Origin of the sequence: Klebsiella sp. C283 (assembly GCF_048822555.1) — a bacterium.
Lineage (GTDB): Bacteria > Pseudomonadota > Gammaproteobacteria > Enterobacterales > Enterobacteriaceae > Klebsiella > Klebsiella quasipneumoniae.
The window spans coordinates 26,949-50,392 of the sequence record NZ_JBMEZS010000008.1; the positions used below are offsets into that span (position 1 = coordinate 26,949).

Sequence of the window (23,444 nt, forward strand, 5' to 3'; positions counted from 1 at the left end):
TAAATATAAACAGAAGCAAAAATGAAAGAAGGATGGTCACAATGTCAGTCCAGAAGAGACGGCGTTCCTTCGCATTTCTGAACCGTGATGCTTCCTCCATCAGTTTCAGCTTTTCTGATTTATCAGACTTTCGAACTGAGCTCATGCCAGCGCTCCATAAACAGCTTTCTTGCCTGGCGGGGCAGAAGAGGATTAATCGTAAATTCATTCGTCGGCTGAATCCCCCGAAGAATGGCCCATTCAGTGTCATCATCAATAAATAAATCCCGCCGCTCAGTAGCCAGCATAATGAGATCGGCCTGTTTGACCTCCGGGCTGATAGTTTCAGGCGTGCCAAACTTCTGGCTGATTAAACCTTCAACCCATTTTTCAATGCCACGATAATCCGGTAGCAGGGCTTTTAGCGGCGCAGCAATATCATTGCAGTAACACTCACTGGCATCATGCAGGAGTGCTTCAAGCGCGAACTCAGACGGCACCAGGTAACTGGCCAGTACAGAATGCTGCGCGACGCTGTAGAACTCGTCGAGATGGCCAGTAAAACGACACAAGTTAGAAAGCGCCAGGGCGATATCTTCGATATACACAATATCAGGACCAGAATTACAAAAATAAAAGTGCTGACCTGACCCGGTGGTAATAAAATGGTTTGCAGTATTCATGCTAATCTCCAGCGTTTTTTGTGACGTTCTACGGCCTGTTTCATTGCGGTCTTATCAGCAGGCTTACGGATTGACTGCCCGCTATGGGTATAAAACTGAAATCGGGTCTTACCTGGGTATTTCGGATGCTCGATAACAACGGAGCTATTATTCAGGTGATAAATGCGTCTGTCGCCCATCTCCTGGATCTCACAACCGGAGACGCAAAGATAATCAGCCATGGCTTTCTCCTGTCATATTCAGCGCTATTTCAGCGTCGTAATATTCAGATTCAACAATTTCTATTACGCCGGAGCCTTTAGATGGAGTGGTGGAGGTTTTGAAATAAATGACATCCCCGACCCGAAAATGGGTGATACCACACAGGATCAACATCCCCCATTCAAGGCCCAGCGCTTTCCAGTAAGGCTCCCTTGAAATTCTTTCTGTGGGACGCCCCTCATCCCATGCGTCCAGCAGCTGCAGATGTTCCGCGCGGCGCTCACGGGGAATGCGGCTCTTACCTCGTGGTTCTCGGGTGTAACCATTCTGCGAACGGGAGAGCGTCCATAAACTACTATGGCCAATCAGTGGCGCAGCATCGAATGACAGACCGTGAAAGCGGAAGTCTGTAGCATCACCGCAAAATACCGGTTTGCCGCCGAATTTTTTAGCAAACTCGAGTGCTTTCTCTTTCAGCTCTGCACGTTGATGAATTTCATTGTCCCACGCATCAAGAGCAGCTTTTTGAGTCGTTTTATAAAATCCCATTTAAGCCACCTTAAACATCGTCAATAACAACTCCCAGGCTTTTAACCCGTAAAAAATGCAATAACCCAAGAAGACAATGCAAAAACTAACGATTATCAACCAGGTTATTGCACGCAGGTGAGTACACGCCATCACACGTTCAAAAACACTGTCTAAAGATATTTTCATGATTGATATCCTGTATTCAGGCGTAAGCATCCCCTGACGCATTACGCCATTTAAAAAGCACTTATTATTTAATTAACTTTGACGAGTAAGTGAGTTCACGTTTGCAAGCCATGGCTCTACGTTAATTTCCACAATTGTCGCTGACTTCAAATCCATAGCAGCAGCGACAGTTCTTACCGCCCGGCGCTCTTTTTCATCTGGACGCTGATGCCAGAAGGCAGTACCTGATTTATATTTACGGTTAAATTCTTTCGCGTTCATATCACACCGCCGCCATATCCAGAGCAACAGGACGGTACTGGTCAGTGTCACCAATACGCTCATAAATACGGATATAGGCACTTGTTGCCACAATCTGGACTGATTCCCCGATTGCAGTCATGGCACTGTGCCAGCGCGGGTCATCAATCTCATAACGCCGAAGGGCCAGAACCGCCCCCGTAGAGACCTCACCTGATTTGTCAGTTGAGAAAGCCCGGTTAATCAGGACTTTCAACTCTGGCTTCGCACCTTCGGTCCAGTCGGACAGGCACTGATCGATAAGTTCTTTGGCAGCCTGCAGGCGCTCATCAAAGGCAAGACGGTCAGCCATAGCTCGCTGAATTTTATAGCGACCATCAAACGTGAAAAGTGTGACGTTACCTTTCTTCCCCCCCAGTTTCACATCGTATTCATTTGCTGACAGGTCAACGAATGCTGCTATATCCGCAAAGGAATTATTTTTAAACTCCTTCATCAGTTTATTGAGCTCAATCGCCTTAGTAACGATCTCGCCGACCAGAGCATCACGAGCAAGGTCGATGGGTTTCAGCAGTTTTACCGGGATTAACGCACCTTTGGCATCCATCCAGTAATCAGCCGGAACAGTCGCTGCAGTAAATTGTGTTTCTTTCTTATCCATGATGGGCCTCATTTAAATGTTGAAAAAATTTAGCGATTTCTGTACTGGCAGTCGCCAGTATTAACGGTGCAATAATGTTTGAAACATCTTTAACTAAACGGGAATCCTTTTTCTCTGCTGATATAATCGCGGATATATTCAGGTTCTCGCCGCTTTCAGTGAGCGTAATAACTATCTCAGCCACACTACCTCCAGATAACATGCATCCCGCGCCAGATAAGCATTTTGACCTGTGAGCTTTTACCGTCCTTACGCTCAGTAATCTCGACTTCCTTGCCGCGCCACGACTCAAACGGGCGGTCAACTTCGACGATAGGGCGACGGAACCGGGTGTTAATGTCCAGTACCTGCAGGCCGCCACGCATGAGGCGGTTAATCGGGGCCATCATTTTTGGATCGTTAATTGGTAAACGGCACATAGCAACTCCTGACCATGGGTTAGTGAATATTGTTTTTATCTGCCGGGGATGGCGATATATTTTCAACCTTTGCGAATATCCTTGCGACCAGACCGTGAATAAATCCCCCCAGCGACATATGAATTCTTTTAGCGGTATTCCTTACCAGTTCAGAATCATCATCATTCCTGACCATTCGGGTCCGGACCTGAACCCCTTTACCTCTGCGTGAGACCGAAATTTCAATAATGGCCATGCAGCCCCCTAGTTAATGAGCATTTCAGCAAACTTACGCACCGCACCAGCACTGACAGCATTACCACTGATTTCACTATGACGACTGACACCGCGGACCAGCTTGAACAACCGGCGGGCATTGCCATGGCTGGCTTTAAACAGTGCCTCGCTGACTTCCTGGCTACCTGCACCAGGCAGCATGCTGACCGCAATATCAGTGATATCGCTCTGCGGCAGGGAATCACCGATACAGAGAGCGAAGCCTACGCGGCTATACAGTTGTTGATACTCACCACGCTTACCTTTGAGGTTGATGATGAGCCGAGGCATTCCAGCCAGTACCAGGCCAATACCCGATTTGTCATGGATCCGACGCAAGGTTTCCAGCGCGCGGTATGGCAGGTTTTCAGCCTCATCGACCATCAGAAGACGACCTGAATCACGCAGAGCCGCGATACAGGCTTCGCTGAGTTCATGCATATTTCCGCGCTTACTAATCCCCAGCAGGCTGCAGAGTTCTTCCAGAACCACACGAGCCGTATACCCCGGGTCAGCCTCAATGAGTAAGGCATCACGATGTTGGGCGGCGTACTCACGCAAAATCATCGTCTTACCAAGACCCGCAGCGCCATAAATAACATTGAGATCGCCATCAAGATGCGCATATCTGATGACGTCCATTCCCTTGCGAGACGTGACCGTAGGGACAAAACGAGCTGTAATTTTTTGCGATTTTTCCTTTTCCACTTCGCGGTTAATAAAGCTACGTGCCAGTGCATCAATTGCAGGAACATCACCGGCATATTTACCCTGCAGGTATTGATTAATAACCGCTGTGCTTTTGCCAATGGCCCTGGCTACCTGTGTCTGGCTGTAGCCTTTGCGGGTCATAAGGTCATTCAGTTCAACATGTATGCTCATAAACTCTCCTTACCGGCTATTGCCGATTTTTTTCATATATTCGTCGCGGTCAGTTTCTAGGAAGAAATACGGCTCTTCTTCTTTCTCAACGATATATTCAGCAGGGATAAAGCTCCCCAGGTCATCAAATCGCTGCCCAGGCAGAACGGAGCGGCCTTCGGCTTCAATCTCCAGGACTTTCTCTTCAACGCGTTTCATACGGCGCTGACGGCGTTTCTCAACGGCTACATCCATTGCACTGACCGGTATCGCTGCACGTTTATTGCCATTCCAGATGGCGGTACAGACATAAGAGCCATCCATCCGGCGAACAATGACGGATTGCGGGTCATGGATATCAAAGGCCACGCGCACGTCTTCGCTGTCGACCTGGATCAATTCTTCTGAGAAATAATCGTTATTGAACAGACGTAACCAGCCACGCTGCGCGGTACGGACCATTTCAGGCATGAACGCTTCACGCAACTCAACGTCCGTCAGATATTCCGTCTCATCACCTTCCGCCTCAAGAACGGCGCGGCGATACGCTGCCGGCGTCATATGCTTACCATTACGCTTAGGCAGTTCCCGGTGCTCATGCGTGTTGTTGTAGACGTCCACTTCCTCAGCGATGGCGTCAAGCAGCTGCTGCCAGGAGGGCAGTTTCCCCAAAGCTGTACGCTGTACCGGTGTAAGTTCGCGGCCATTCTCCTGCGCCTTTACAGCTGACTGAATAGCTCGTGCTGTAATACGTGCGTGCTCCCGGTCAGCGCTGTCACCACTAAAGGTGTCAAACTGCATGGCAACACGGCGCGGTATACCCTTATTCAGTCGCTCAATGATCCCGCGAGACTGAGGACGTCCTGGTATACTGGTCGGGTGCTCAATACCCAGGCGACTGAAAATACCCGTCACATCAGCATCAAGGGTTTTGTTGGTTTCACCACCACCGTTATCCGAGTAAACAAACAGCGGCTTTCCGAAGTGGCGCATGGCGTACCGGTAGGCATCAGCCACTGCGATAACGCTTTCAGATAAAGCCAGGCTCCAGCCGACAACAAAACGTGTCCGGCCATCAATAATCAGCGTCAGTTCAGGCGTGAATGGGCGACCATGATCGGGATGTGCGACCTTCATTTCCAGTGACTTACCATCCGCAATCCAGCAGCCATTAACTGGCATCAGAGACCAGTCACGCTTCTGGAAGCACTCATAAGCCAGCGCAGCAGAACCACTGACACGGCCCCGTGCTTTCTCACGGCGGGGCAGTTTTTCCATCGCCCGGCGAACTGCATCATAGGAAGGGCACGCCTCAATCATTGCTGGCTGGCCAGCATAGAGAGCAGTCCATTCAGCTTTGAAATCACGATATGCCTCGGTAAGACTCGGCCCTTTACGGTTACGCCAGTGAGCAAGGAAATCAGGTAACCATTTAATCTGCTCAGGTTTCTTCGCTTTAAGATGACCGGGTGCCAGCATGGCCATACGTTCGATACCGGGTTTTGTTGACTCAAAGACGCTCACCCACTCCTGCAGACTACGGGTACCGACTCCGGCGCGACTGTTGCCTTTACGCGCATTAGCAAGCTCTGCCGCTTTCATCAGGTGCTCGGGGAGCGAGCCTTTTCGTGACCCCATGGAGACGAAATTAACTGCCGCTGTGCGTGACATTCCAGCATCCCTAAGCTTCTCTACTTCCATGGCCAACACCGCACGGGCATCTGCGATTTGCTTTTGCTTTACTGTCAGTGAGTTCACTTCACGCTCAAGCAACGCAGGGCATTGACGAATAAGCGTAAGTTCCCTGCGTGGTTTCAGGCCCTTAACTTCACTTGAACGATCGCCTATTACCGTCGTTTTAGTCGCTAATACCGATTGATATATTTTTTCCCTGAGAGCGCGCTGGGCCTCGTCAGGCAAGCTGTCAATTGAATACTCGTTACCACCTCCACGACCCGCTCTTGCACGCGAATCCCACCCATGGTTTTTGGCCCGAGCAACGATCCCAGGTCTGGTTTCAGGTAATCCAGGAAGCCGAAAATCAGCTAATTCCTGAGCGGTATAATGCGTTTTCAGGTTAATCTGGTTCATATGCTTAATTCCATTCACCTGAAAATGCTTTATGATAACGAGTAGGCCATATCTCATCGGGAGAGATCCCGATAGCATCAGCGATGATTTTTTGGCCTTTTGGCCATGGGCGATCTAGAGCGTTCTTCAAGGCCCCAGCGCTTTTGTAACCATGATGCAGGGACAGACGACGCAACGACCATCCTTGCTTATGAAGAGCTGCAACGATATCGGCCCTATGCCAGTCAGATTCTTTCTGGCTTTTTTTTGCGCTCTCTAATGTACTCATTGGTTAATCTCCGTGATTCAACTCATAAGTACAATATGATCAAAAACGAGTTATATCAACCCGAAAACAATCTTATTTTTCTGTTTTCAGGTTGAGATCTAATCGAGAAAGCCTATAAAACGGCCTAAATAAATTAAAAACAAGCACTTAAAAGCAACATGAAAAACTCGAAAACAAACTATGGGAATTTGCGTGATATGTCAGATGAACCTGAAAACAACCTGAAGAGTGAAATTGGTAAGCGCATAAGAGCTCGGAGAGAAGGTTTGAAACTGTCTAGGCAGTTCGTAGCCGAGCTGCTAGGAGTAGCGTTATCAACCTTACAAGCATGGGAAAACGAGGATAGAGAACCAAGCGCAACACATATCTTGAAGCTATCTGAATGCTTAAAGGTATCTGTTGAATGGCTGATTACTGGCGATGAAAAGACCGAGTCCTTACAGCTTCCTGCGTCAATAAGCAGCTCAACAGCTGTTGATGTGCAAGGGAATCACGTAGATCTGGAAGAATTTGTTTTTGTTCCCCGCTATAACGTGTCGGCCTCAGCTGGTTATGGAGCATGGAACGATGATGAAAGTCCAATGTTTACAGTAAGTTTTCGCCGCTATTGGGTCATAAACCACCTGAAAGCTGATCCACGAAAGCTTTCTGTCATTAGCGTAGTCGGTGATTCCATGATGGGTGTCCTGAACGACAAAGATATTATTCTCGTTAACCATGATGATAGAGACCCAAGAGAAGGTATTTATGTTATTCGCCTGGATAGCCAGTTACTGGTGAAACGCGTCCAGCGCTTGCCTGGCTCTCAGTTGCGCATAAGCAGCACTAACCCAGCGTTTGAGCCGTTCATAATCGATCTGGATAACATACCTAGCGATTTTGATGTTGTAGGAAAGGTTGTGTGGTATGGAAGGGTGATTTAAACGTGATTAAAAGACTATTAATAACTAACACTAACAATCTGTAATAGTGCAAAACTCATCGCATAAATCATAATAAAATCTCATTTTCCGACCAGCCGTGCAGATACGGCTTGCCCGGCCCAAAGCCTTGTCCCGTAAGGCTTCGCCCCTTTTTCTCGGCAGTGATCCACGCATGCAGAAACGATCACCTCCCCACATAAGAAATCTCTGGAACAGGTTGTGCTACGCCGGAATCCGCTCGCCCGCATCCTGCGATACTCTTTATAATTTACGCAGAATACGGTTCCCTGCCGTCGCCGTATTGTCGGATAAACAACCATAAGATTGTGGAAGATAAAAAATGAAAATTCGCTCAACCGTACTTGCTCTTGGGATCGCAGCAACGCTCACCGGATGTCAGAACATGGACTCCAACGGCCTGCTCAGCTCAGGGGCCGAAGCCTTCCAGGCATACTCTCTCAGCGACGCGCAGGTGAAAACCTTAAGCGACCAGGCCTGTAAAGAGATGGACGCCAAAGCGAAAATCGCCCCGGCCAGCAGTGAATACAGCCAGCGGCTGAACAAAATCGCGGCCGCGCTGGGCGATAACATCAATGGTCAGCCCGTGAACTACAAGGTCTATGAGACCAAGGATGTCAACGCCTTCGCCATGGCTAACGGCTGCATCCGCGTCTACAGCGGGCTGATGGATCTGATGAACGATAATGAAGTCGAGGCGGTGATCGGCCACGAAATGGGCCACGTCGCGCTGGGCCATGTGAAGAAAGGCATGCAGGTCGCCCTGGGCACCAACGCCGTGCGCGCGGCGGCGGCCTCCGCCGGCGGCATCGTCGGCAGCTTGTCCCAGTCGCAGCTCGGCGATCTGGGTGAAAAACTGGTGAACTCGCAGTTCTCCCAGCGCCAGGAGTCGGAAGCGGATGACTACTCTTACGACCTGCTGCGTAAGCGCGGCATCAATCCGTCGGGACTGGCCACCAGCTTCGAGAAACTGGCCAAGCTGGAAGCCGGCCGTCAGAGCTCGATGTTTGACGATCACCCGGCCTCAGAAGCGCGCGCCCAGCATATTCGCGATCGCATGAAGGCCGACGGGATTAAATAATCGCCAGCGGGAGGCATGACTGCCTCCCTTTTATATCTGCCAGTAAAAATATTTAGCCGCATCAATTGATAACTTAAGCGCACAAACCGTTAATTATTATTTCACCTCGTCGCAGCCAATTATTTTATATGCTGTTACTCAGCAAAATATTATTTGGCAAATGAAAAACGGCGTACACAATCCGCCTTTCAGAAGCGGGTTAGACCAAATATTAAATAGTCCACCCCTCTTCGCCAAACCTGGCCGGCGCGCGCCACACCGCTTGTTTCCTGCCGATACCATTGCTCACACAATGATTGCTTTTGACATTATTTCAGGAGAATATCGCGATTGCAGTGATTCCCTTGAATATATCGACAGACAGAGAAGTGCCCTCAGTGAAAAAAGAATTATCATTCATCGCACTTGGCATTATTGCCGCCGCGCCGGCTTTCGCCAGCCAACAATCTACCAGCCAGGGCTTTATTGAAGACAGCCATCTGGATCTCTTTTTACGTAACGCGTATATCAAACGCGATTATCGCGATGGGCTGCCGGATAAAGCCGAATGGGGCCAGGGAATTATCGCCACCTTCGAATCCGGCTTTACCGAGGGGCCGGTCGGCTTCGGCGTGGACGGCATCGCCCAGTACGCCGTGCGCCTCGACGGCGGCCGCGGCCGCAGCGGCGCGGGCGGGATCGACTTTTTCGCCCAGGATGACGACGGCCGGGCAAAATCCGACCTCGCGAAATTCGGCGCCACCGGCAAAATGCGCTTTTCGAATACCGTGCTCAGCTACGGCAGTCTGCGCCCGATGTTGCCTATTGTCTACGCCGACGACTCGCGCCTGCTCTACGAGAGCTATACCGGCACCATGCTGACCTCACGCGAAATCGACGGTCTGGAAATTAACGCCGGCTACCTGACCGATCAGCAGCGTAAAAGCGACGACAGCCATAACAGCGGTCTGAAAAGCCTGTCCTTCGGCGGCGCCAGCTACCGGTTCAATGACCAGCTCAGCGGCGCGCTGTACGCGTCGCATGTCGAAGATGTGCTGAACAAACAGTATCTCGGCCTGAACTATCTGCAGCCGTTCGCCGCCAACCAACAGCTGGTTCTCGACTTCAACGGCTATCACTCACGCCTGGATCAGCAATATGCCGATGCCAATGACACCGGACGCAGCAACAGTATCTGGAGCCTGGCCGCCAGCTACATCTGGGATATCCATACCTTTAAGGTCGCTTACCAGCAAAGCAGCGGCAGCACCGGCTACCACTACGGCGGTTACCAGAACCAGGGCGGCGTCGGCGATGGCGGGAACACCATCTGGCTGGCCAACTCCTACTGGTCTGATTTTAACGGCGAAGATGAACGCTCCTGGCAGGCATCATATGGACTGGATTTTGCCGGGCTGGGGCTACCGGGGCTGACCTGGACCACCGCCTACGTGCGCGGGGATAACATTAAAACGTCAGAGACCAGCAACGGCAAAGAACATGAATGGTTCAACCAGGTTCAATACCAGGTGCAAAACGGGGCGGCGAAAGATTTGAAATTCAGGCTTCGCTATTCGGTACTGCGGGTTTCCAGCAACGCCAGCGACTATAACGTCAGCGGTAATGAAGTGCGGTTCTACGTCGAATATCCATTTAACGTGTTTTAAGCACGTGATGAACCCTCTCCTGCGGGTCGGCCCTCTCCCGGCCCGCAGGAGCAACCGTCCGGCGCCTTGATTAACCCCCTGTGCCGTGCGGTACCCTCTCCCCGGAAGGGAGAGGGTTGGGGTGACCTCGGGTTATTCGCCCTTCTTCGCCGCCTGGATGTACAGCATCTCCAGCGCGAGGGTCGCCGCCGCCAGGGCGGTGATTTCGGACTGATCGTAGGCCGGGGCGACCTCCACCACGTCCATCCCGACGATGTTCAGATCCTTCAGACCGCGCACCAGCTTGATCGCGCGGTCAGAGGTGAGCCCACCGATAACCGGGGTACCGGTTCCTGGCGCAAACGCCGGATCCAGGCAGTCGATATCAAAGGTCAGGTACACCGGCATATCGCCAACGATCTGCTTCACCTGGGCAATCACGTCATCGACGCTGCGGTCGTTAACCTGGCCCGCATCAAGCACGGTGAAACCGTTATCTTTATCGAATTCGGTGCGAATACCGATCTGTACGGAGTGGTTCGGATCGATAAGCCCTTCGTTCGGCGCGGTGTAGAACATAGTGCCGTGGTCGAACTCGCAGCCGTTGGCGTAAGTGTCGGTGTGGGCATCGAAGTGCACCAGCGCCATTTTACCGAAGTGCTTAGCGTGGGCGCGCAGCAGCGGCAGCGTAACGAAGTGGTCGCCGCCAAAGGAGAGCATGCGCTTGCCGGCCGCCAGCAGCTTCTCGGCGTGGGCCTGCAGCTTCTCGCTCATTTCGCGCGCGTCGCCGAAGGCGTACACCAGATCCCCGCAGTCAACCACGTTCAGGCGTTCGCGCATGTCGAAGTTCCACGGAAAACGGTTGTGCTCCCAGGCGAGATTGGTGGAAACCTGACGGATCGCCGCCGGGCCATGACGGCCGCCCGCGCGCCCGGAGGTCGCCATATCGAACGGGACGCCGGTGATCACCCAGTCAGCATCGCTGTCGTAGGGCATGAAATTCATCGGCAGACGCAGGAAGCCAAAGGCATTGGATACCAGGGAGTTATCGTATTGATGACCTAAAGTGCTCATGGATATGACCTCTTTTCACAGTCGTGGAACGTAAAAAATAAGTATAAAAAAACCCCTCCGCGTCGTTAGGCCCGACGAGGAAGGGTTTGATAGATAAATCGCTTATTGGCGTGAATTATCGCCGGTAATGCATACGGGTTCAAGTGAGTATCGCCTTCCGCCGGATGACGGCTTCGCCTTAGGCGGCCGCCATACGCAGGCCCGGTAAGCGCAACGCCACCGGGCATCAGCGGTTACTCGTCTTCCAGATAAGTGTACCCGTACAGACCCGCCTCGAACTCTTCGAGGAACTGCTGCTGCAGCGCGTCGTCCAGGCCGGTGTTTTTCACCTGATCGCGGAACTGGGTCAGCAGCGTGTTGGGATCCAGCTGCACGTACTGCAGCATATCCGCCACGGTATCGCCCTCGTCGGACAGCTCAACCTCAACGCTACCGTCAGGGAAGACGAACACGTCTACCGCCTCGGTATCGCCGAACAGGTTGTGCATGTTGCCAAGGATTTCCTGATAGGCGCCGACCATAAAGAAGCCCAGCATCGGCGGGTTCTCCGGGTCATATTCCGGCATCGGCATGGTGGTGGCGATCCCGTCGCCGTCCACGTAGTGATCGATGGCGCCATCCGAGTCGCAGGTGATGTCCAGCAGCACCGCGCGGCGCTCCGGCGACTTGTTCAGCCCTTCCAGCGGCATCACCGGGAACAGCTGATCGATCCCCCACGCATCCGGCATCGACTGGAACAGCGAGAAGTTGACGTAGATTTTATCCGCCATGCGCTCCTGCAGCTCATCAATAATCGGGCGATGGGCGCGGTTGCTCGGGTCGAGTTGCTTCTGCACTTCATGACACATGTTCAGATACAGCTGTTCTGCCCAGGCGCGCTCCTGCAGGTTGAAAGTGCCGGAGGAGTAGCCGATATGGATATCGTGCAGGTCCATCTGGCTGTCGTGCAGCCATTCGCGCAGCGAGCGGCGATTGCCGGTTTCGTGCATCTCCAGCCAGGTTTCCCACATGCTCTGCAGCGGGCGCGCGGCGTCTTCCGCCGGCGGGGTCGCCTCGGTGTATTCGTTGCGCTCCACGCCGATGATGTTGGAAACCAGCACGGTGTGGTGCGCGGTCACCGCGCGGCCGGACTCGGTGATCACCGTCGGGTGCGGCAGGCCGTTCTCTTCGCAGGCGTCGCCGATGGCCCAGATGATATTGTTAGCGTATTCGTTCAGGCCGTAGTTCACCGAGCAGTCAGACTGCGAGCGGGTGCCTTCGTAATCCACGCCCAGGCCGCCGCCGACGTCGAAGCACTGGATATTGACGCCCAGCTTATGCAACTCGACGTAGAAACGCGCCGATTCACGCACGCCGGTGGCGATATCGCGAATGTTAGCCATTTGCGAGCCGAGGTGGAAGTGCAGCAGCTGCAGGCTGTCGAGGTGTCCTGCGGCACGCAGGATTTCCACCAGCTGCAGAACCTGGGTCGCCGCGAGGCCGAACTTGGACTTCTCGCCGCCGGAAGACTGCCATTTACCGGACCCCTGTGAGGCCAGACGCGCGCGCACGCCAAGGCGTGGCACCACGTTCAGGCGCTCGGCCTCTTCCAGCACGATGGCGATCTCCGACATCTTCTCGATGACCAGATAGACCTTGTGGCCCATCTTCTCGCCCACCAGCGCCAGGCGGATGTATTCGCGGTCTTTATAGCCGTTACAGACGATGACGCTGCGGGTCATCCCGGCGTGCGCCAGCACGGCCATCAGTTCCGCTTTCGAACCGGCTTCCAGACCCAGCGGCTCGCCGGAATGGATCAGCGATTCGATGACGCGACGATGCTGGTTCACCTTGATCGGGTAGACCAGGAAGTAATCGCCGTTATAGCCGTAGGATTCGCGCGCGCGCTTGAATGCAGCGTTGATTGAGCGCAGGCGGTGCTGCAGGATCTGCGGGAAGCAGAACAGCGCCGGCAAGCGTTGCCCTTGCGCTTCGCGCGCTTTGACTAATTCAGCGAGGTCAACGCGTGCTTCCGGGACGTCCGGATCCGGGCAAACGCTGATGTGGCCCAGTTCGTTGACGTCATAATAGTTATTGCCCCACCAGGCAATATTATAAGTACGCAGCATCTTGCTGGCTTCCTGGGAGCTCATCGCTACCTCCTGCATGGAACGTAGTACACCGTGTTCGCCTGCTGACGAAGGCGAAACCATAGACATGTCGTCAGACATAGCGAACCTCAATTTTTAATAATAAGTGTAAGACAGTTAACTACTATCGCAGTCCAAAGATGCGATAACAACCCATGAACAGTCCTAAAGCCCAGCACTATCTGCTGGTTTTGCGACTGCGCGACCGGTTTCTTATTCATATCATCGTAAAACACGTAGCCGAACAGAGTATGACAGTCCGGAGAAACCACGAGAAAACTCTTGCCAGGCAAGAGCGCCCTTGTTCAGTTTTCTGACGACCGACCGGCCCTGGAATCCTGAGAAGCGCCGAGATGGGGTGAACATCGGCTGGTTTGCATGAGAGAGATGCAGGTTGCGGAGTGCTGACGCGCGACAGAACGACGCGACGAATCAAGCGAAAAACGTTGGTTCATTATCTGGTATCACCTCCACACCGCCCTGGGTCAGGGTCGGCGACAAGCCAAAGCTATACATACCGGGCAACAGGCGCTATGCCGTTGCGAGATTCTGTAAATACAGACTGCTTAACCCGGCTGGAAGTGGCACCACGGGGAGATCCCCGTGCGCTTTTTAAATGAGCCGCGCGCGGCGTTTTATACCGAGAAGCGGGGTAAAAAGCAAAATAAAAATGTGCAGGTTTGCGCGGTTGTCAGGAAAATTTGCCAGGCGAGTTTTCCGATAAATGCGACCGCCATCAAAAAAGGCTGGAAATGGGCTTAAGATTTGACCTAAAATAGCCGTCCAGAAGTTAATCCGTCTATACTGATTAACACTCAGACTGCTCGTGTCGCTACCTGCGCGGCTTTGCGCTGATTATCCACCAAAGCCACATTACACAACAGTATGAGCTATCCGAATCGTCCACAGGTGAAATAAAATATGGCAAAACACCTTTTTACGTCTGAGTCCGTATCAGAAGGGCATCCTGACAAAATTGCTGACCAAATCTCCGATGCCGTGCTGGATGCGATCCTCGAGCAGGATCCGAAAGCGCGTGTCGCATGTGAAACCTATGTCAAAACTGGCATGGTGCTGGTAGGCGGCGAAATCACCACCAGCGCATGGGTTGACATCGAAGAGATCACCCGCAACACCGTCCGCGAAATTGGCTACGTGCATTCCGATATGGGCTTTGACGCCAACTCGTGTGCCGTACTGAGCGCCATTGGTAAACAGTCTCCGGACATCAACCAGGGCGTTGACCGTGCCGATCCGCTGGAACAGGGCGCAGGCGACCAGGGGCTGATGTTTGGCTACGCCACCAACGAAACCGACGTGCTGATGCCGGCGCCGGTGACCTACGCTCACCGTCTGGTGCAGCGCCAGGCTGAAGTACGTAAAAACGGCACCCTGCCGTGGCTGCGTCCGGATGCGAAAAGCCAGGTGACCTTCCAGTATGACGACGGCAAAATCGTCGGCATCGACGCGGTGGTGCTGTCCACGCAGCACGCGGAAGATATCGACCAGAAATCGCTGCAGGAAGCGGTGATGGAAGAGATCATCAAACCGATTCTGCCAACCGAATGGCTGAGCGCGTCCACTAAATTCTTCATCAACCCAACCGGCCGTTTCGTTATCGGCGGCCCGATGGGCGACTGCGGTCTGACCGGTCGTAAGATCATCGTCGATACCTACGGCGGCATGGCTCGTCACGGCGGCGGCGCCTTCTCCGGTAAGGATCCATCTAAAGTTGACCGTTCCGCAGCCTATGCGGCGCGCTATGTGGCGAAAAACATCGTTGCCGCAGGCCTGGCTGACCGTTGCGAAATTCAGGTTTCCTACGCCATCGGCGTTGCAGAGCCGACTTCCATCATGGTGGAAACCTTTGGTACAGAAAAAGTGCCTTCTGAACAGCTGACCCTGCTGGTGCGCGAGTTCTTCGACCTGCGTCCGTACGGCCTGATTCAGATGCTGGATCTGCTGCACCCGATCTACAAAGAAACCGCTGCCTACGGTCACTTTGGTCGCGAACATTTCCCATGGGAAAAAACCGACAAAGCGGCCCTGCTACGTGAAGCGGCTGGTCTGAAATAATCTCCCCCGCTTCCACTCTTCAAGGCCAGCCTCGCGCTGGCCTTTTTATGTCCGTTACCCACCCTCCCATGCCCTGCTTCAGCGAACCGCGGCGATGCAATGAAAGCGATTACATCATGACAATGGTCGATTGCTGCCTGCAAGCGCCTTCTCATGGGCGCATTTTTCACAATGTTACATATTGTTTCGGTTAACTCTGATTACCGTTTTTAAAATTGTCGTCTATCCTTATTTATATTGCTGATTTAAAAAGCATTTAATGAATTACGTTTCTTTACCTTTGTGGAAACGATTACACAGCCGTGACTATAATCACGTTTTTTTACCGACGAGTGTCCTACGCTAACCATCGACAGAATCAATAACTCAACTGGAGGGCGTTATGCCTGACAACAAAAAACAAGGGCGTTCAAACAAGACCATGACGTTCTTCGTCTGTTTCCTCGCCGCGCTGGCTGGCCTGCTGTTCGGCCTTGATATCGGTGTTATTGCGGGTGCGTTACCCTTTATTGCCAATGAGTTCCAGATTTCCGCTCACACTCAGGAGTGGGTGGTCAGCTCCATGATGTTCGGCGCCGCCGTCGGTGCGGTCGGCAGCGGCTGGCTCTCCTTCAAACTGGGCCGTAAAAAGAGCCTGATGATCGGCGCCATCCTCTTCGTCGCCGGCTCTCTGTTCTCCGCCGCCGCGCCAAACGTCGAGATCCTGCTGGTTTCCCGCGTGCTGCTGGGCCTGGCGGTGGGCGTCGCCTCCTACACCGCGCCGCTGTATCTGTCGGAAATCGCTCCGGAGAAAATTCGCGGCAGTATGATTTCCATGTACCAGCTGATGATCACCATCGGTATTCTTGGCGCCTACCTCTCCGACACCGCTTTCAGCTACAGCGGCGCATGGCGCTGGATGCTCGGCGTAATCATTATTCCGGCGGTATTGCTGCTGATCGGCGTTATCTTCCTGCCGGACAGCCCGCGCTGGTTCGCCGCTAAACGTCGCTTTGTCGATGCCGAGCGCGTGCTGCTGCGCCTGCGCGATACCAGCGCCGAAGCGAAACGCGAACTCGACGAGATCCGCGAAAGCCTGAAGGTAAAACAGTCCGGCTGGTCGCTGTTTAAAGACAACAGCAACTTCCGCCGCGCGGTGTTCCTCGGCATTCTGCTGCAGGTGATGCAGCAGTTCACCGGGATGAACGTCATCATGTACTACGCGCCGAAGATCTTTGAGCTGGCGGGCTATGCCAACACCACCGAGCAGATGTGGGGGACGGTGATCGTCGGCCTGACTAACGTGCTGGCTACCTTTATCGCCATCGGTCTGGTCGACCGCTGGGGCCGTAAACCGACGCTGATCCTTGGCTTTATCGTCATGGCCGCGGGGATGGGCGTGCTGGGCAGCATGATGCACATCGGCATTCACTCCTCAACCGCCCAGTACATCGCCGTCCTGATGCTGCTGATGTTTATCGTCGGTTTCGCCATGAGCGCCGGCCCGCTGATTTGGGTACTGTGTTCCGAAATCCAGCCGCTGAAAGGCCGCGACTTCGGTATCACCTGCTCCACAGCGACCAACTGGATTGCCAACATGATTGTCGGGGCCACCTTCCTGACCATGCTCAATTCGCTGGGCAGCGCCAACACCTTCTGGGTGTACGGCGGTCTGAACGTGCTGTTTATCCTGCTGACGCTGTGGCTGATCCCGGAAACCAAAAACGTCTCGCTGGAACATATCGAACGCAACCTGATGCAGGGTCGTCCGCTGCGCGAGATCGGCGCCCGCGATTAACCCGCCTGAGCTTCCTCCCCTCACGGGAGGAAGCTTCCTCTTGCTCTCCCCCCTCCGCCGCACTATCCTCTGGCGCTATGAAAACACCCCGTATTCCCATCGCTATTCAGCAGGCCGTGATGCGCAGCCTGCGGGAGCATCTCGCCAAAGCGAACCTCAAGCTGGAACGCCGCTACGCGGAGCCGACGCTGGTCTACCAGCAGCGCGGTACCTCCGCCGGCACCGCCTGGCTGGAGAAAAACGAAATTCGTTTAAACCCGGTGCTGCTGCTGGAGAATCAGCAGGAGTTTATCGATGAAGTGGTGCCCCATGAGCTGGCGCACCTGCTGGTGTGGCAACACTTTGGCCGGGTAGCCCCGCACGGCAAAGAGTGGAAATGGATGATGGAGAGCGTCCTGGGCGTTCCCGCGCGTCGCACCCACCGTTTTGAACTTGATTCGGTCCGCCAGAATACCTTCCCCTACCGCTGCCGCTGCCAGCAGCATCAGCTCACCGTTCGTCGCCATAACCGGGTGGTGCGCGGCGAAGCCACTTACCGCTGCGTGCGCTGCGGCGATCTGCTGGTGGCTGAAAAATAACCATTGGAATTAATTAGAAACTTTCTGATCTGACTGATTGCATCCGGCACCCTCATTCGCTACGTTGCGGGCTCGTTTTGACACGGAGTGAACGATGTCCCGTATGCATGTTTTAGCCGTTGCAGTATTGTGCACGGCAGTGAGTGGCCCGCTTGCGGCCGCCGAAATTACCAGCTTTTCCCAGGCCAAGGCCGCTGGCGTCAAAGTAAACGCCGACGTTCCCGGCGACTTTTACTGCGGCTGTAAAATTGACTGGCAGGGTAAAAAAGGCGTTATCGATCTGGAATCTTGCGGCTATAAAGTGCGTAAAAATGAGAACCGCGCCAGCCGGGTTGAGTGGGAACACGTGGTGCCGGCGTGGCAGTTCGGCCATCAGCGCCAGTGCTGGCAGGATGGTGGACGTAAAAACTGCGCCAAAGATCCGGAGTACCGCAAGATGGAAAGCGACATGCACAATCTGCAGCCGGCGGTGGGAGAAGTGAATGGCGATCGCGGCAACTTTATGTACAGCCAGTGGAACGGCGGTGAAGGCCAGTACGGCCAGTGCACCATGAAGGTCGATTTTAAAGATAAAATCGCCGAGCCCCCTGCCCGCGCACGCGGCGCCATCGCCCGCACCTACTTCTATATGCGCGACCGCTACCAGCTGAATCTTTCCCGCCAGCAAACTCAGCTGTTTACCGCCTGGAATAAACAGTACCCGGTCACCGCCTGGGAGTGTGAACGCGATGAACGCATCGCGAAAGTACAGGGCAACCATAATCCGTATGTCCTGCAGGCTTGCCAGGCGCAAAAGAGCTAACCTACACTAGCGGCAATTGTTAATTTGCAGCCCTGTGCTTCCCGCCCAATGGCGGGAAGCTGGCATCTGCGCAAAGAACGGAATATCAAGCATGCGCATTCCTCGCATCCATCATCCAGAACGCCTCATTGTCGGCAGCCTGATCGCGTTGAGCGATGACGCGGCCAACCACGTCGGCCGCGTCCTGCGCATGACCGCTGGTCAGCACCTTCAGCTCTTCGATGGCAGTAACCAGGTGTTTGACGCCGTCATCACCGAGGCCGGTAAAAAAAACGTCGCGGTTGAAGTCCTCAGTGGCGAACCCGACGATCGGGAATCGCCGCTGCATATCCATTTAGGCCAGGTGATGTCCCGCGGCGAAAAAATGGAATTCACCATCCAGAAATCGATCGAACTCGGGGTAAGCCTCATAACGCCACTGTTTTCCGAGCGCTGCGGCGTTAAACTGGACGCTGAACGTTTGCAGAAAAAGATCCAGCAGTGGCAGAAAATCGCTATTGCCGCCTGCGAACAGAGCGGTCGTAACGTGGTACCGGAAATTCGTCCGGCGATGCAGCTGGAGGAGTGGTGCGCCGAGCAGGACAGCGGGCTGAAGCTCAACCTGCACCCGCGCGCCAGCGCCAGCATTAACACGCTGCCGCTGCCGGTTGAACGCGTCCGTCTGCTGATTGGCCCGGAAGGCGGGCTGTCGGCTGAAGAGATAGCGATGACCGCGAAATACCAGTTTACTGATATCCTGTTGGGACCGCGCGTTCTGCGTACAGAGACTACTGCGCTCACCGCCATCACCGCCCTGCAGGTGCGTTTTGGCGACTTAGGTTGAGGCGTTAACGGAGAAGAACCATGATCAAGCTCGGCATCGTGATGGATCCCATCGCAACCATCAACATCAAGAAAGACACCAGCTTCGCTATGTTGCTGGAGGCGCAGCGTCGCGGCTATGAACTCCATTACATGGAGATGAACGACCTCTATTTGATCAACGGCGAAGCCCGCGCCCGGACGCGCACGCTGAGCGTCGAACAGAACTACGACAAATGGTATGACTTCACCGGCGAACAGGACCTGCCGCTGGCGGATCTTGACGTCATTCTGATGCGTAAGGATCCGCCGTTTGATACCGAATTTATTTATGCGACCTATATTCTGGAGCGAGCGGAAGAGAAAGGCACGCTTATCGTCAACAAGCCGCAGAGCCTGCGCGACTGTAACGAGAAGCTGTTCACCGCCTGGTTCTCCGAGCTGACCCCGGAAACGCTGGTCACCCGTAATAAAGCCCAGCTGAAAGCCTTCTGGGAAAAGCACGGCGATATCATCATGAAGCCGCTCGACGGCATGGGCGGCGCCTCTATTTTCCGCGTCAAAGCCGGCGATCCGAACCTTGGGGTGATCGCCGAGACGCTGACCGAGCTGGGCAGCCGCTACTGCATGGCGCAGAACTATCTGCCAGCCATTAAAGATGGCGACAAGCGCGTGCTGGTGGTGGATGGCGAGCCGGTGCCTTACTGCCTGGCGCGCATTCCGCAGGGCGGCGAGACCCGCGGCAATCTGGCCGCCGGCGGCCGCGGCGAAGCCCGCCCGCTAACCGAAAGCGACTGGGACATCGCCCGCCGCGTCGGCCCGACGCTGAAGGCCAAAGGTCTTATCTTCGTCGGCCTGGATATCATCGGCGACCGTCTGACGGAAATTAACGTCACCAGCCCCACCTGCGTACGTGAGATCGAAGCCGCCTTCCCGGATATTTCGATCACCGGCATGCTGATGGACGCTATCGAAAGACGTCTCGCCCGATAAGCACTACGGCGGACGAACGTCCGCTCAGGGCACAGCGAGCGCGGATCGCCGCGCTGGTGAAACCCTTCCAGCCAGGCGCCGCTCAGGCGCCTGCCAGATAAAGTGCATCGACACCATTCTACTTTGCCCGCATACTGGGTGTTGCTTTTTGAACCAGGAACAGAACCTCTGACAATGAATTTACAGCATCACTTTCTGATTGCCATGCCTGCGCTTCAGGACCCCATTTTCCGCCGCTCCGTGGTCTATATCTGCGAGTATAACGACGAGGGTGCCATGGGCATTATTATCAATAAGCCGCTGGAAAATCTGCAGGTGGAAGGGATCCTTGAGAAGCTCAAAATTGTCCCGGAGCCGCGTAATCCGGAGATCCGCCTGGATAAACCGGTGATGCTGGGCGGCCCGCTGGCGGAAGACCGCGGCTTTATTTTACATACCCCGCCCTCTGACTTTTCCTCAAGCATCCGTATCTCGGATAACACGGTGATCACCACCTCGCGGGATGTCCTCGAAACCTTAGGCACCGACCGGCAGCCGGGCAACGTGCTGGTTGCGCTGGGCTACTCCTCGTGGGAGAAAGGGCAGCTGGAGCAGGAGATTTTAGATAATGCCTGGCTCACCGCCCCGGCGGACCAGAATATTCTTTTCCGTACGCCCATCGCCGATCGCTGGCGCGAGGCGGCTAAACTGATTGGCATCGACATCGTGACGATGCCAGGCGTCGCGGGGCATGCATGATGAGCGGAACCTTTCTCGGCTTTGATTTCGGGACGAAAAGCATCGGTGTGGCGGTGGGGCAACGCATCACCGCCACCGCCCGGCCACTGCCGGCGCTGAAGGCGCAGGACGGTAAACCGGACTGGAATATCATCGAAAAACTGCTAAAGGAGTGGCAGCCTGAGGCGGTAATCGTCGGCCTGCCGCTGAATATGGACGGCACCGAGCAACCGCTGACGGCGCGCGCACGTAATTTCGCCAATAAAATTCATGGCCGCTTTGGCGTCGCGATCCTTCTCCACGATGAACGTCTGAGTACGGTTGAGGCCCGGGCGGGCCTGTTCGAACACGGCGGCTATCGGGCGCTGAATAAAGGCAGCGTCGATTCGGCCTCTGCGGTGGTCATTCTGGAAAGCTACTTCGAGCAGAGCTTTTAAGCTCTGTCTTCTGCGCCGCCGGCGAACCGCTAACGGCGCAGATCCTCCCGCCTAGTGGCGCAGATGTTCGTTAGCCCAGCTCACCGCCTGGGTGCGATTCTTAACGCTCAGCTTACGGAACACGTTATACAGGTGCGTCCGCACCGTGTTCTCGCTGATAAACAGCGCGCGGGCAATATCCAGGTTGGTCGCGCCGCAGCGCAGTTCGTTGAGGATCTCGCATTCTCGTTCGGTCAGCGGCGAGTTTTCAACCGGCGCCGATGTATGGTCCGCAGCGTACATCGCCGGGTGCATCACGCTCAATTCAGCCGTCTGTTCGCCGTTCAGCACGGCCTTGACGCCCTCAATTAAGCGCGATTCATCATCGTCATGACGGAACACGCCATATAAAGCCGGCCACTGCGCCATTTCGTATAACTCATACTTTTGCGCGCTGTTGATAATCAGCAAGCGGGGATTATCTGACTGCAGCCGAATAATATCTCGCCACACCCCGTTTAATTTCTTATTTGAAACGGCGATATCAAATAATATTACAGAGTCTTTCGCCAGTCGCTGCGCCAGCGGTTTATTAATATTTTGTAAAACTACCGGTGCCATCAGGGTTTCGCTGAGATAGCTGGCAAAGGCTTTACTCTGGATTGACGGGTGGGTAATAAATGTAACCTGACGAGAAGATGATGAATTTCCATTTAAATTAATCACTTAAAACTCTCCTTAGCTGCTATCCACCGTCATGGTGGTTAAATGAATAAAAAAATATACAATCAGTCATGAATTTATAAATAGCCTTAGCAATTTACAAATTGAAACGTTATTCCATGAGAATCATCCTATTCCCGTAAACAGCATAAATCGAATACCGCAAAGCTGTCAAAAGGTAATCAAACTTTTTTCCTGGAAATGCGTATTCAATGTCGAAATATCTCAGCTGAATGTCTTATTTGAATTTATTCAGAAAGATTATTTGTATTATCAAATAATATCCAGAAACAGCATTTAAACATTCAGTTAACACATCATTTTAACCACCCAACCCGCTTCACGCCCCCCTTACAGCTGGCCTGCGGCCACACGTTGCTGAAAACTCTGGGTAAATGTCAGCATTCCGGCCTGCATCCCGGTCTGCATAACACCGGGCAACTGGTGCACTTTTCCTTCGCGGATCAAATTCGCCACCGCCGGCGTATTGACCAGAAGCTCGTATAGCGCAACTCTGCCGCCCTGACGTGCGGGTAATAATTTTTGCGCCAGCACCGCGCACAGGCTTCCGGCCAGCTGACTACGAACCTGATCTTTCTCCTCTGCCGGAAAGACATCGATCAATCTCTCCACCGCCGGCGCCGCGCCGCGGGTGTGTAATGTCGCCATCACAAGATGCCCGGTTTCCGCAGCCGTCAACGCCAGGCGGATGGTTTCGCTGTCGCGTAACTCCCCAAGCAGGATCACATCCGGATCCTGGCGCAGCGCCACCCGAAGCGCCGCGGAGAACGAAGGACAGTGACGGCCAATCTCCCGCTGCTGGATCAGGCAGCGCTCGCTGTGATGAATAAACTCCACCGGATCCTCCAGCGTCAGAATATGGCCATCAAGATGCTGGTTGAGATGCCCGACCATCGCCGCCAGGGTAGTCGACTTGCCGCTTCCCGTCGCCCCGGTGACCAGCAGCAGGCCACTCTCTTCCGCCAGTAGTTCGCTTAGCGCAGGCGGCGCGCCCAGCGTCTCCAGACGCGGGCACTGGACGGGCAGCAGGCGCAGCACCAGCGATATTCCGCGTGTATGGGCGAAAGCGCTGGCGCGTAGCCGCGAACCGCAGGCCAGAGTCAGCGCAAAGTCAATCTGGCCGTGCTCCTGCCAGTGCTGGAACTGTGCGGCATCGAGCCAGTCGTTGAGTAAATCCGCGATATCCGGCGCGGGAAAGGGAGCGGACTCCAGCTTGCCCTGCCGCCGCCAGCGCGGTGCGGCGGAATTGCACAGGTGTAGATCGGAGACATTATGCTTTACACTAAGGGCTACGATTTCTTCCAGCTTCATAACT

29 protein-coding genes are annotated in these 23,444 nt (G+C 54.1%); 12 read left to right on the forward strand and 17 right to left on the reverse strand.

The window, feature by feature from the left end; genetic code table 11:
* Window positions 1-122: 122 nt before the first annotated feature.
* From ACOI7Z_RS16435 to ACOI7Z_RS16485, 11 genes are all read right to left on the reverse strand, one after another.
* On the reverse strand, window positions 123-662 hold the full coding sequence (locus tag ACOI7Z_RS16435) for an HD family hydrolase (RefSeq protein ID WP_420702396.1): 540 nt from the start codon (window positions 660-662) through the stop codon (window positions 123-125).
* Entirely contained in the window at window positions 659-883 is a 225-nt protein-coding gene (locus ACOI7Z_RS16440; RefSeq protein WP_116953966.1) for a hypothetical protein, read from the reverse strand. Before ACOI7Z_RS16440 ends, ACOI7Z_RS16435 begins: the two co-directional genes overlap by 4 nt.
* The gene (locus ACOI7Z_RS16445; protein WP_115244556.1) at window positions 876-1,412 is read right to left on the reverse strand and encodes a hypothetical protein; all 537 of its coding nucleotides are present in this window, start codon (window positions 1,410-1,412) and stop codon (window positions 876-878) included. The genes ACOI7Z_RS16440 and ACOI7Z_RS16445 overlap by 8 nt, the downstream gene beginning before the upstream one ends.
* A 240-nt stretch (window positions 1,413-1,652) precedes the next feature.
* The gene (locus tag ACOI7Z_RS16450) at window positions 1,653-1,841 is read right to left on the reverse strand and encodes a hypothetical protein (protein ID WP_020804721.1); all 189 of its coding nucleotides are present in this window, start codon (window positions 1,839-1,841) and stop codon (window positions 1,653-1,655) included.
* A gap of 1 nt (window position 1,842) precedes the next feature.
* Window positions 1,843-2,481, reverse strand: a complete 639-nt coding sequence (locus ACOI7Z_RS16455; RefSeq protein ID WP_032430457.1) for a DUF3164 family protein — start codon at window positions 2,479-2,481, stop codon at window positions 1,843-1,845.
* The gene (locus tag ACOI7Z_RS16460; RefSeq protein ID WP_420702399.1) at window positions 2,474-2,665 is read right to left on the reverse strand and encodes a hypothetical protein; all 192 of its coding nucleotides are present in this window, start codon (window positions 2,663-2,665) and stop codon (window positions 2,474-2,476) included. Before ACOI7Z_RS16460 ends, ACOI7Z_RS16455 begins: the two co-directional genes overlap by 8 nt.
* A 1-nt stretch (window position 2,666) precedes the next feature.
* Window positions 2,667-2,900: a hypothetical protein gene (locus tag ACOI7Z_RS16465; protein WP_032415574.1), complete on the reverse strand. Its 234-nt coding sequence runs from the start codon at window positions 2,898-2,900 to the stop codon at window positions 2,667-2,669.
* Between the two features lie 19 nt (window positions 2,901-2,919).
* Window positions 2,920-3,135 (reverse strand): hypothetical protein, encoded by a 216-nt coding sequence (locus tag ACOI7Z_RS16470; RefSeq protein ID WP_126066056.1) that lies wholly within the window; start codon window positions 3,133-3,135, stop codon window positions 2,920-2,922.
* Between the two features lie 8 nt (window positions 3,136-3,143).
* The gene (locus ACOI7Z_RS16475) at window positions 3,144-4,037 is read right to left on the reverse strand and encodes an AAA family ATPase (RefSeq protein ID WP_420702400.1); all 894 of its coding nucleotides are present in this window, start codon (window positions 4,035-4,037) and stop codon (window positions 3,144-3,146) included.
* A 9-nt stretch (window positions 4,038-4,046) separates the two neighbouring features.
* Entirely contained in the window at window positions 4,047-6,107 is a 2,061-nt protein-coding gene (locus tag ACOI7Z_RS16480) for a Mu transposase C-terminal domain-containing protein (RefSeq protein WP_420702402.1), read from the reverse strand.
* 4 nt (window positions 6,108-6,111) lie between these two features.
* Window positions 6,112-6,375 (reverse strand): helix-turn-helix domain-containing protein, encoded by a 264-nt coding sequence (locus ACOI7Z_RS16485; protein WP_023158148.1) that lies wholly within the window; start codon window positions 6,373-6,375, stop codon window positions 6,112-6,114.
* A 158-nt stretch (window positions 6,376-6,533) separates the two neighbouring features.
* Between ACOI7Z_RS16485 and ACOI7Z_RS16490 the strand changes: the two genes are divergently transcribed.
* The 3 genes from ACOI7Z_RS16490 to ACOI7Z_RS16500 all read left to right on the forward strand — a co-directional run bounded on the left by ACOI7Z_RS16490 (window position 6,534) and on the right by ACOI7Z_RS16500 (window position 10,043).
* Entirely contained in the window at window positions 6,534-7,298 is a 765-nt protein-coding gene (locus ACOI7Z_RS16490) for an XRE family transcriptional regulator (protein WP_225378269.1), read from the forward strand.
* Between the two features lie 340 nt (window positions 7,299-7,638).
* The gene (locus tag ACOI7Z_RS16495) at window positions 7,639-8,397 is read left to right on the forward strand and encodes a M48 family metallopeptidase (RefSeq protein ID WP_017899781.1); all 759 of its coding nucleotides are present in this window, start codon (window positions 7,639-7,641) and stop codon (window positions 8,395-8,397) included.
* A gap of 377 nt (window positions 8,398-8,774) precedes the next feature.
* Window positions 8,775-10,043 (forward strand): OprD family outer membrane porin, encoded by a 1,269-nt coding sequence (locus ACOI7Z_RS16500; protein ID WP_087848591.1) that lies wholly within the window; start codon window positions 8,775-8,777, stop codon window positions 10,041-10,043.
* A 132-nt stretch (window positions 10,044-10,175) separates the two neighbouring features.
* Here ACOI7Z_RS16500 and speB read toward each other — a convergent pair whose 3' ends face one another.
* The 4 genes from speB to ACOI7Z_RS16520 form a co-directional block, all read right to left on the reverse strand.
* Complete coding sequence (gene speB, locus ACOI7Z_RS16505) at window positions 10,176-11,096, reverse strand: agmatinase (protein WP_004205166.1); 921 nt, start codon at window positions 11,094-11,096, stop codon at window positions 10,176-10,178.
* Window positions 11,097-11,329: 233 nt separating this feature from the next.
* Window positions 11,330-13,306 carry a biosynthetic arginine decarboxylase gene (speA, locus tag ACOI7Z_RS16510; protein ID WP_004205167.1) on the reverse strand — a complete coding sequence of 659 codons (1,977 nt, stop codon included), beginning with the start codon at window positions 13,304-13,306 and terminating at the stop codon, window positions 11,330-11,332.
* Between the two features lie 8 nt (window positions 13,307-13,314).
* Window positions 13,315-13,446: an acid stress response protein YqgB gene (yqgB, locus tag ACOI7Z_RS16515; RefSeq protein WP_002916578.1), complete on the reverse strand. Its 132-nt coding sequence runs from the start codon at window positions 13,444-13,446 to the stop codon at window positions 13,315-13,317.
* 84 nt (window positions 13,447-13,530) lie between these two features.
* Complete coding sequence (locus ACOI7Z_RS16520; RefSeq protein ID WP_418272254.1) at window positions 13,531-13,680, reverse strand: hypothetical protein; 150 nt, start codon at window positions 13,678-13,680, stop codon at window positions 13,531-13,533.
* Window positions 13,681-13,828: 148 nt separating this feature from the next.
* On the opposite strand from ACOI7Z_RS16520, the gene ACOI7Z_RS16525 reads away from it, so the two are divergent.
* The 9 genes from ACOI7Z_RS16525 (at window position 13,829) to ruvX (ending at window position 21,406) form a co-directional block, all read left to right on the forward strand.
* Entirely contained in the window at window positions 13,829-13,987 is a 159-nt protein-coding gene (locus ACOI7Z_RS16525; protein ID WP_170927795.1) for a hypothetical protein, read from the forward strand.
* Between the two features lie 159 nt (window positions 13,988-14,146).
* Window positions 14,147-15,301, forward strand: a complete 1,155-nt coding sequence (gene metK, locus ACOI7Z_RS16530; RefSeq protein ID WP_004205170.1) for a methionine adenosyltransferase — start codon at window positions 14,147-14,149, stop codon at window positions 15,299-15,301.
* A gap of 382 nt (window positions 15,302-15,683) precedes the next feature.
* The gene (locus ACOI7Z_RS16535) at window positions 15,684-17,078 is read left to right on the forward strand and encodes a sugar porter family MFS transporter (RefSeq protein WP_004205171.1); all 1,395 of its coding nucleotides are present in this window, start codon (window positions 15,684-15,686) and stop codon (window positions 17,076-17,078) included.
* A gap of 77 nt (window positions 17,079-17,155) precedes the next feature.
* Window positions 17,156-17,656 carry a SprT family zinc-dependent metalloprotease gene (locus tag ACOI7Z_RS16540; protein ID WP_032428989.1) on the forward strand — a complete coding sequence of 167 codons (501 nt, stop codon included), beginning with the start codon at window positions 17,156-17,158 and terminating at the stop codon, window positions 17,654-17,656.
* Window positions 17,657-17,750: 94 nt separating this feature from the next.
* Window positions 17,751-18,458 (forward strand): deoxyribonuclease I, encoded by a 708-nt coding sequence (gene endA / locus ACOI7Z_RS16545; protein WP_086074962.1) that lies wholly within the window; start codon window positions 17,751-17,753, stop codon window positions 18,456-18,458.
* 91 nt (window positions 18,459-18,549) lie between these two features.
* Complete coding sequence (gene rsmE, locus ACOI7Z_RS16550) at window positions 18,550-19,281, forward strand: 16S rRNA (uracil(1498)-N(3))-methyltransferase (protein WP_023290991.1); 732 nt, start codon at window positions 18,550-18,552, stop codon at window positions 19,279-19,281.
* Window positions 19,282-19,301: 20 nt separating this feature from the next.
* On the forward strand, window positions 19,302-20,252 hold the full coding sequence (gshB, locus tag ACOI7Z_RS16555; RefSeq protein ID WP_004205176.1) for a glutathione synthase: 951 nt from the start codon (window positions 19,302-19,304) through the stop codon (window positions 20,250-20,252).
* A 174-nt stretch (window positions 20,253-20,426) separates the two neighbouring features.
* Window positions 20,427-20,990, forward strand: coding sequence for a YqgE/AlgH family protein (locus ACOI7Z_RS16560; RefSeq protein ID WP_002916603.1), 564 nt, complete (start codon window positions 20,427-20,429; stop codon window positions 20,988-20,990).
* Window positions 20,990-21,406 carry a Holliday junction resolvase RuvX gene (gene ruvX, locus ACOI7Z_RS16565; protein ID WP_004205178.1) on the forward strand — a complete coding sequence of 139 codons (417 nt, stop codon included), beginning with the start codon at window positions 20,990-20,992 and terminating at the stop codon, window positions 21,404-21,406. Before ACOI7Z_RS16560 ends, ruvX begins: the two co-directional genes overlap by 1 nt.
* A 51-nt stretch (window positions 21,407-21,457) precedes the next feature.
* On the opposite strand, the gene ACOI7Z_RS16570 is transcribed toward ruvX, so the two are convergent.
* A complete protein-coding gene (locus ACOI7Z_RS16570; RefSeq protein ID WP_032454048.1) occupies window positions 21,458-22,111 on the reverse strand; it encodes a LuxR C-terminal-related transcriptional regulator in 654 nt (217 codons plus the stop codon).
* Between the two features lie 348 nt (window positions 22,112-22,459).
* Window positions 22,460-23,440 carry a type IV pilus twitching motility protein PilT gene (locus ACOI7Z_RS16575; RefSeq protein ID WP_044524702.1) on the reverse strand — a complete coding sequence of 327 codons (981 nt, stop codon included), beginning with the start codon at window positions 23,438-23,440 and terminating at the stop codon, window positions 22,460-22,462.
* Between the last annotated feature and the right edge of the window lie 4 nt (window positions 23,441-23,444).

Coding starts and splice junctions, on each gene's coding strand:
- ruvX (WP_004205178.1), top strand. CDS start 20,990: ATGAGCGGAACCTTTCTCGGCTTTGATTTCGGGACGAAAAGCATCGGT.
- metK (WP_004205170.1), top strand. CDS start 14,147: ATGGCAAAACACCTTTTTACGTCTGAGTCCGTATCAGAAGGGCATCCT.
- ACOI7Z_RS16440 (WP_116953966.1), bottom strand. CDS start 883: ATGGCTGATTATCTTTGCGTCTCCGGTTGTGAGATCCAGGAGATGGGC.
- ACOI7Z_RS16485 (WP_023158148.1), bottom strand. CDS start 6,375: ATGAGTACATTAGAGAGCGCAAAAAAAAGCCAGAAAGAATCTGACTGG.
- yqgB (WP_002916578.1), bottom strand. CDS start 13,446: ATGAATAAGAAACCGGTCGCGCAGTCGCAAAACCAGCAGATAGTGCTG.
- ACOI7Z_RS16575 (WP_044524702.1), bottom strand. CDS start 23,440: ATGAAGCTGGAAGAAATCGTAGCCCTTAGTGTAAAGCATAATGTCTCC.
- ACOI7Z_RS16445 (WP_115244556.1), bottom strand. CDS start 1,412: ATGGGATTTTATAAAACGACTCAAAAAGCTGCTCTTGATGCGTGGGAC.
- rsmE (WP_023290991.1), top strand. CDS start 18,550: ATGCGCATTCCTCGCATCCATCATCCAGAACGCCTCATTGTCGGCAGC.
- ACOI7Z_RS16540 (WP_032428989.1), top strand. CDS start 17,156: ATGAAAACACCCCGTATTCCCATCGCTATTCAGCAGGCCGTGATGCGC.
- ACOI7Z_RS16535 (WP_004205171.1), top strand. CDS start 15,684: ATGCCTGACAACAAAAAACAAGGGCGTTCAAACAAGACCATGACGTTC.
- endA (WP_086074962.1), top strand. CDS start 17,751: ATGTCCCGTATGCATGTTTTAGCCGTTGCAGTATTGTGCACGGCAGTG.
- ACOI7Z_RS16495 (WP_017899781.1), top strand. CDS start 7,639: ATGAAAATTCGCTCAACCGTACTTGCTCTTGGGATCGCAGCAACGCTC.
- ACOI7Z_RS16475 (WP_420702400.1), bottom strand. CDS start 4,037: ATGAGCATACATGTTGAACTGAATGACCTTATGACCCGCAAAGGCTAC.
- gshB (WP_004205176.1), top strand. CDS start 19,302: ATGATCAAGCTCGGCATCGTGATGGATCCCATCGCAACCATCAACATC.
- ACOI7Z_RS16455 (WP_032430457.1), bottom strand. CDS start 2,481: ATGGATAAGAAAGAAACACAATTTACTGCAGCGACTGTTCCGGCTGAT.
- ACOI7Z_RS16435 (WP_420702396.1), bottom strand. CDS start 662: ATGAATACTGCAAACCATTTTATTACCACCGGGTCAGGTCAGCACTTT.
- ACOI7Z_RS16520 (WP_418272254.1), bottom strand. CDS start 13,680: ATGAACCAACGTTTTTCGCTTGATTCGTCGCGTCGTTCTGTCGCGCGT.
- ACOI7Z_RS16470 (WP_126066056.1), bottom strand. CDS start 3,135: ATGGCCATTATTGAAATTTCGGTCTCACGCAGAGGTAAAGGGGTTCAG.
- ACOI7Z_RS16560 (WP_002916603.1), top strand. CDS start 20,427: ATGAATTTACAGCATCACTTTCTGATTGCCATGCCTGCGCTTCAGGAC.
- ACOI7Z_RS16465 (WP_032415574.1), bottom strand. CDS start 2,900: ATGTGCCGTTTACCAATTAACGATCCAAAAATGATGGCCCCGATTAAC.
- speB (WP_004205166.1), bottom strand. CDS start 11,096: ATGAGCACTTTAGGTCATCAATACGATAACTCCCTGGTATCCAATGCC.
- ACOI7Z_RS16480 (WP_420702402.1), bottom strand. CDS start 6,107: ATGAACCAGATTAACCTGAAAACGCATTATACCGCTCAGGAATTAGCT.
- speA (WP_004205167.1), bottom strand. CDS start 13,306: ATGTCTGACGACATGTCTATGGTTTCGCCTTCGTCAGCAGGCGAACAC.
- ACOI7Z_RS16490 (WP_225378269.1), top strand. CDS start 6,534: ATGAAAAACTCGAAAACAAACTATGGGAATTTGCGTGATATGTCAGAT.
- ACOI7Z_RS16450 (WP_020804721.1), bottom strand. CDS start 1,841: ATGAACGCGAAAGAATTTAACCGTAAATATAAATCAGGTACTGCCTTC.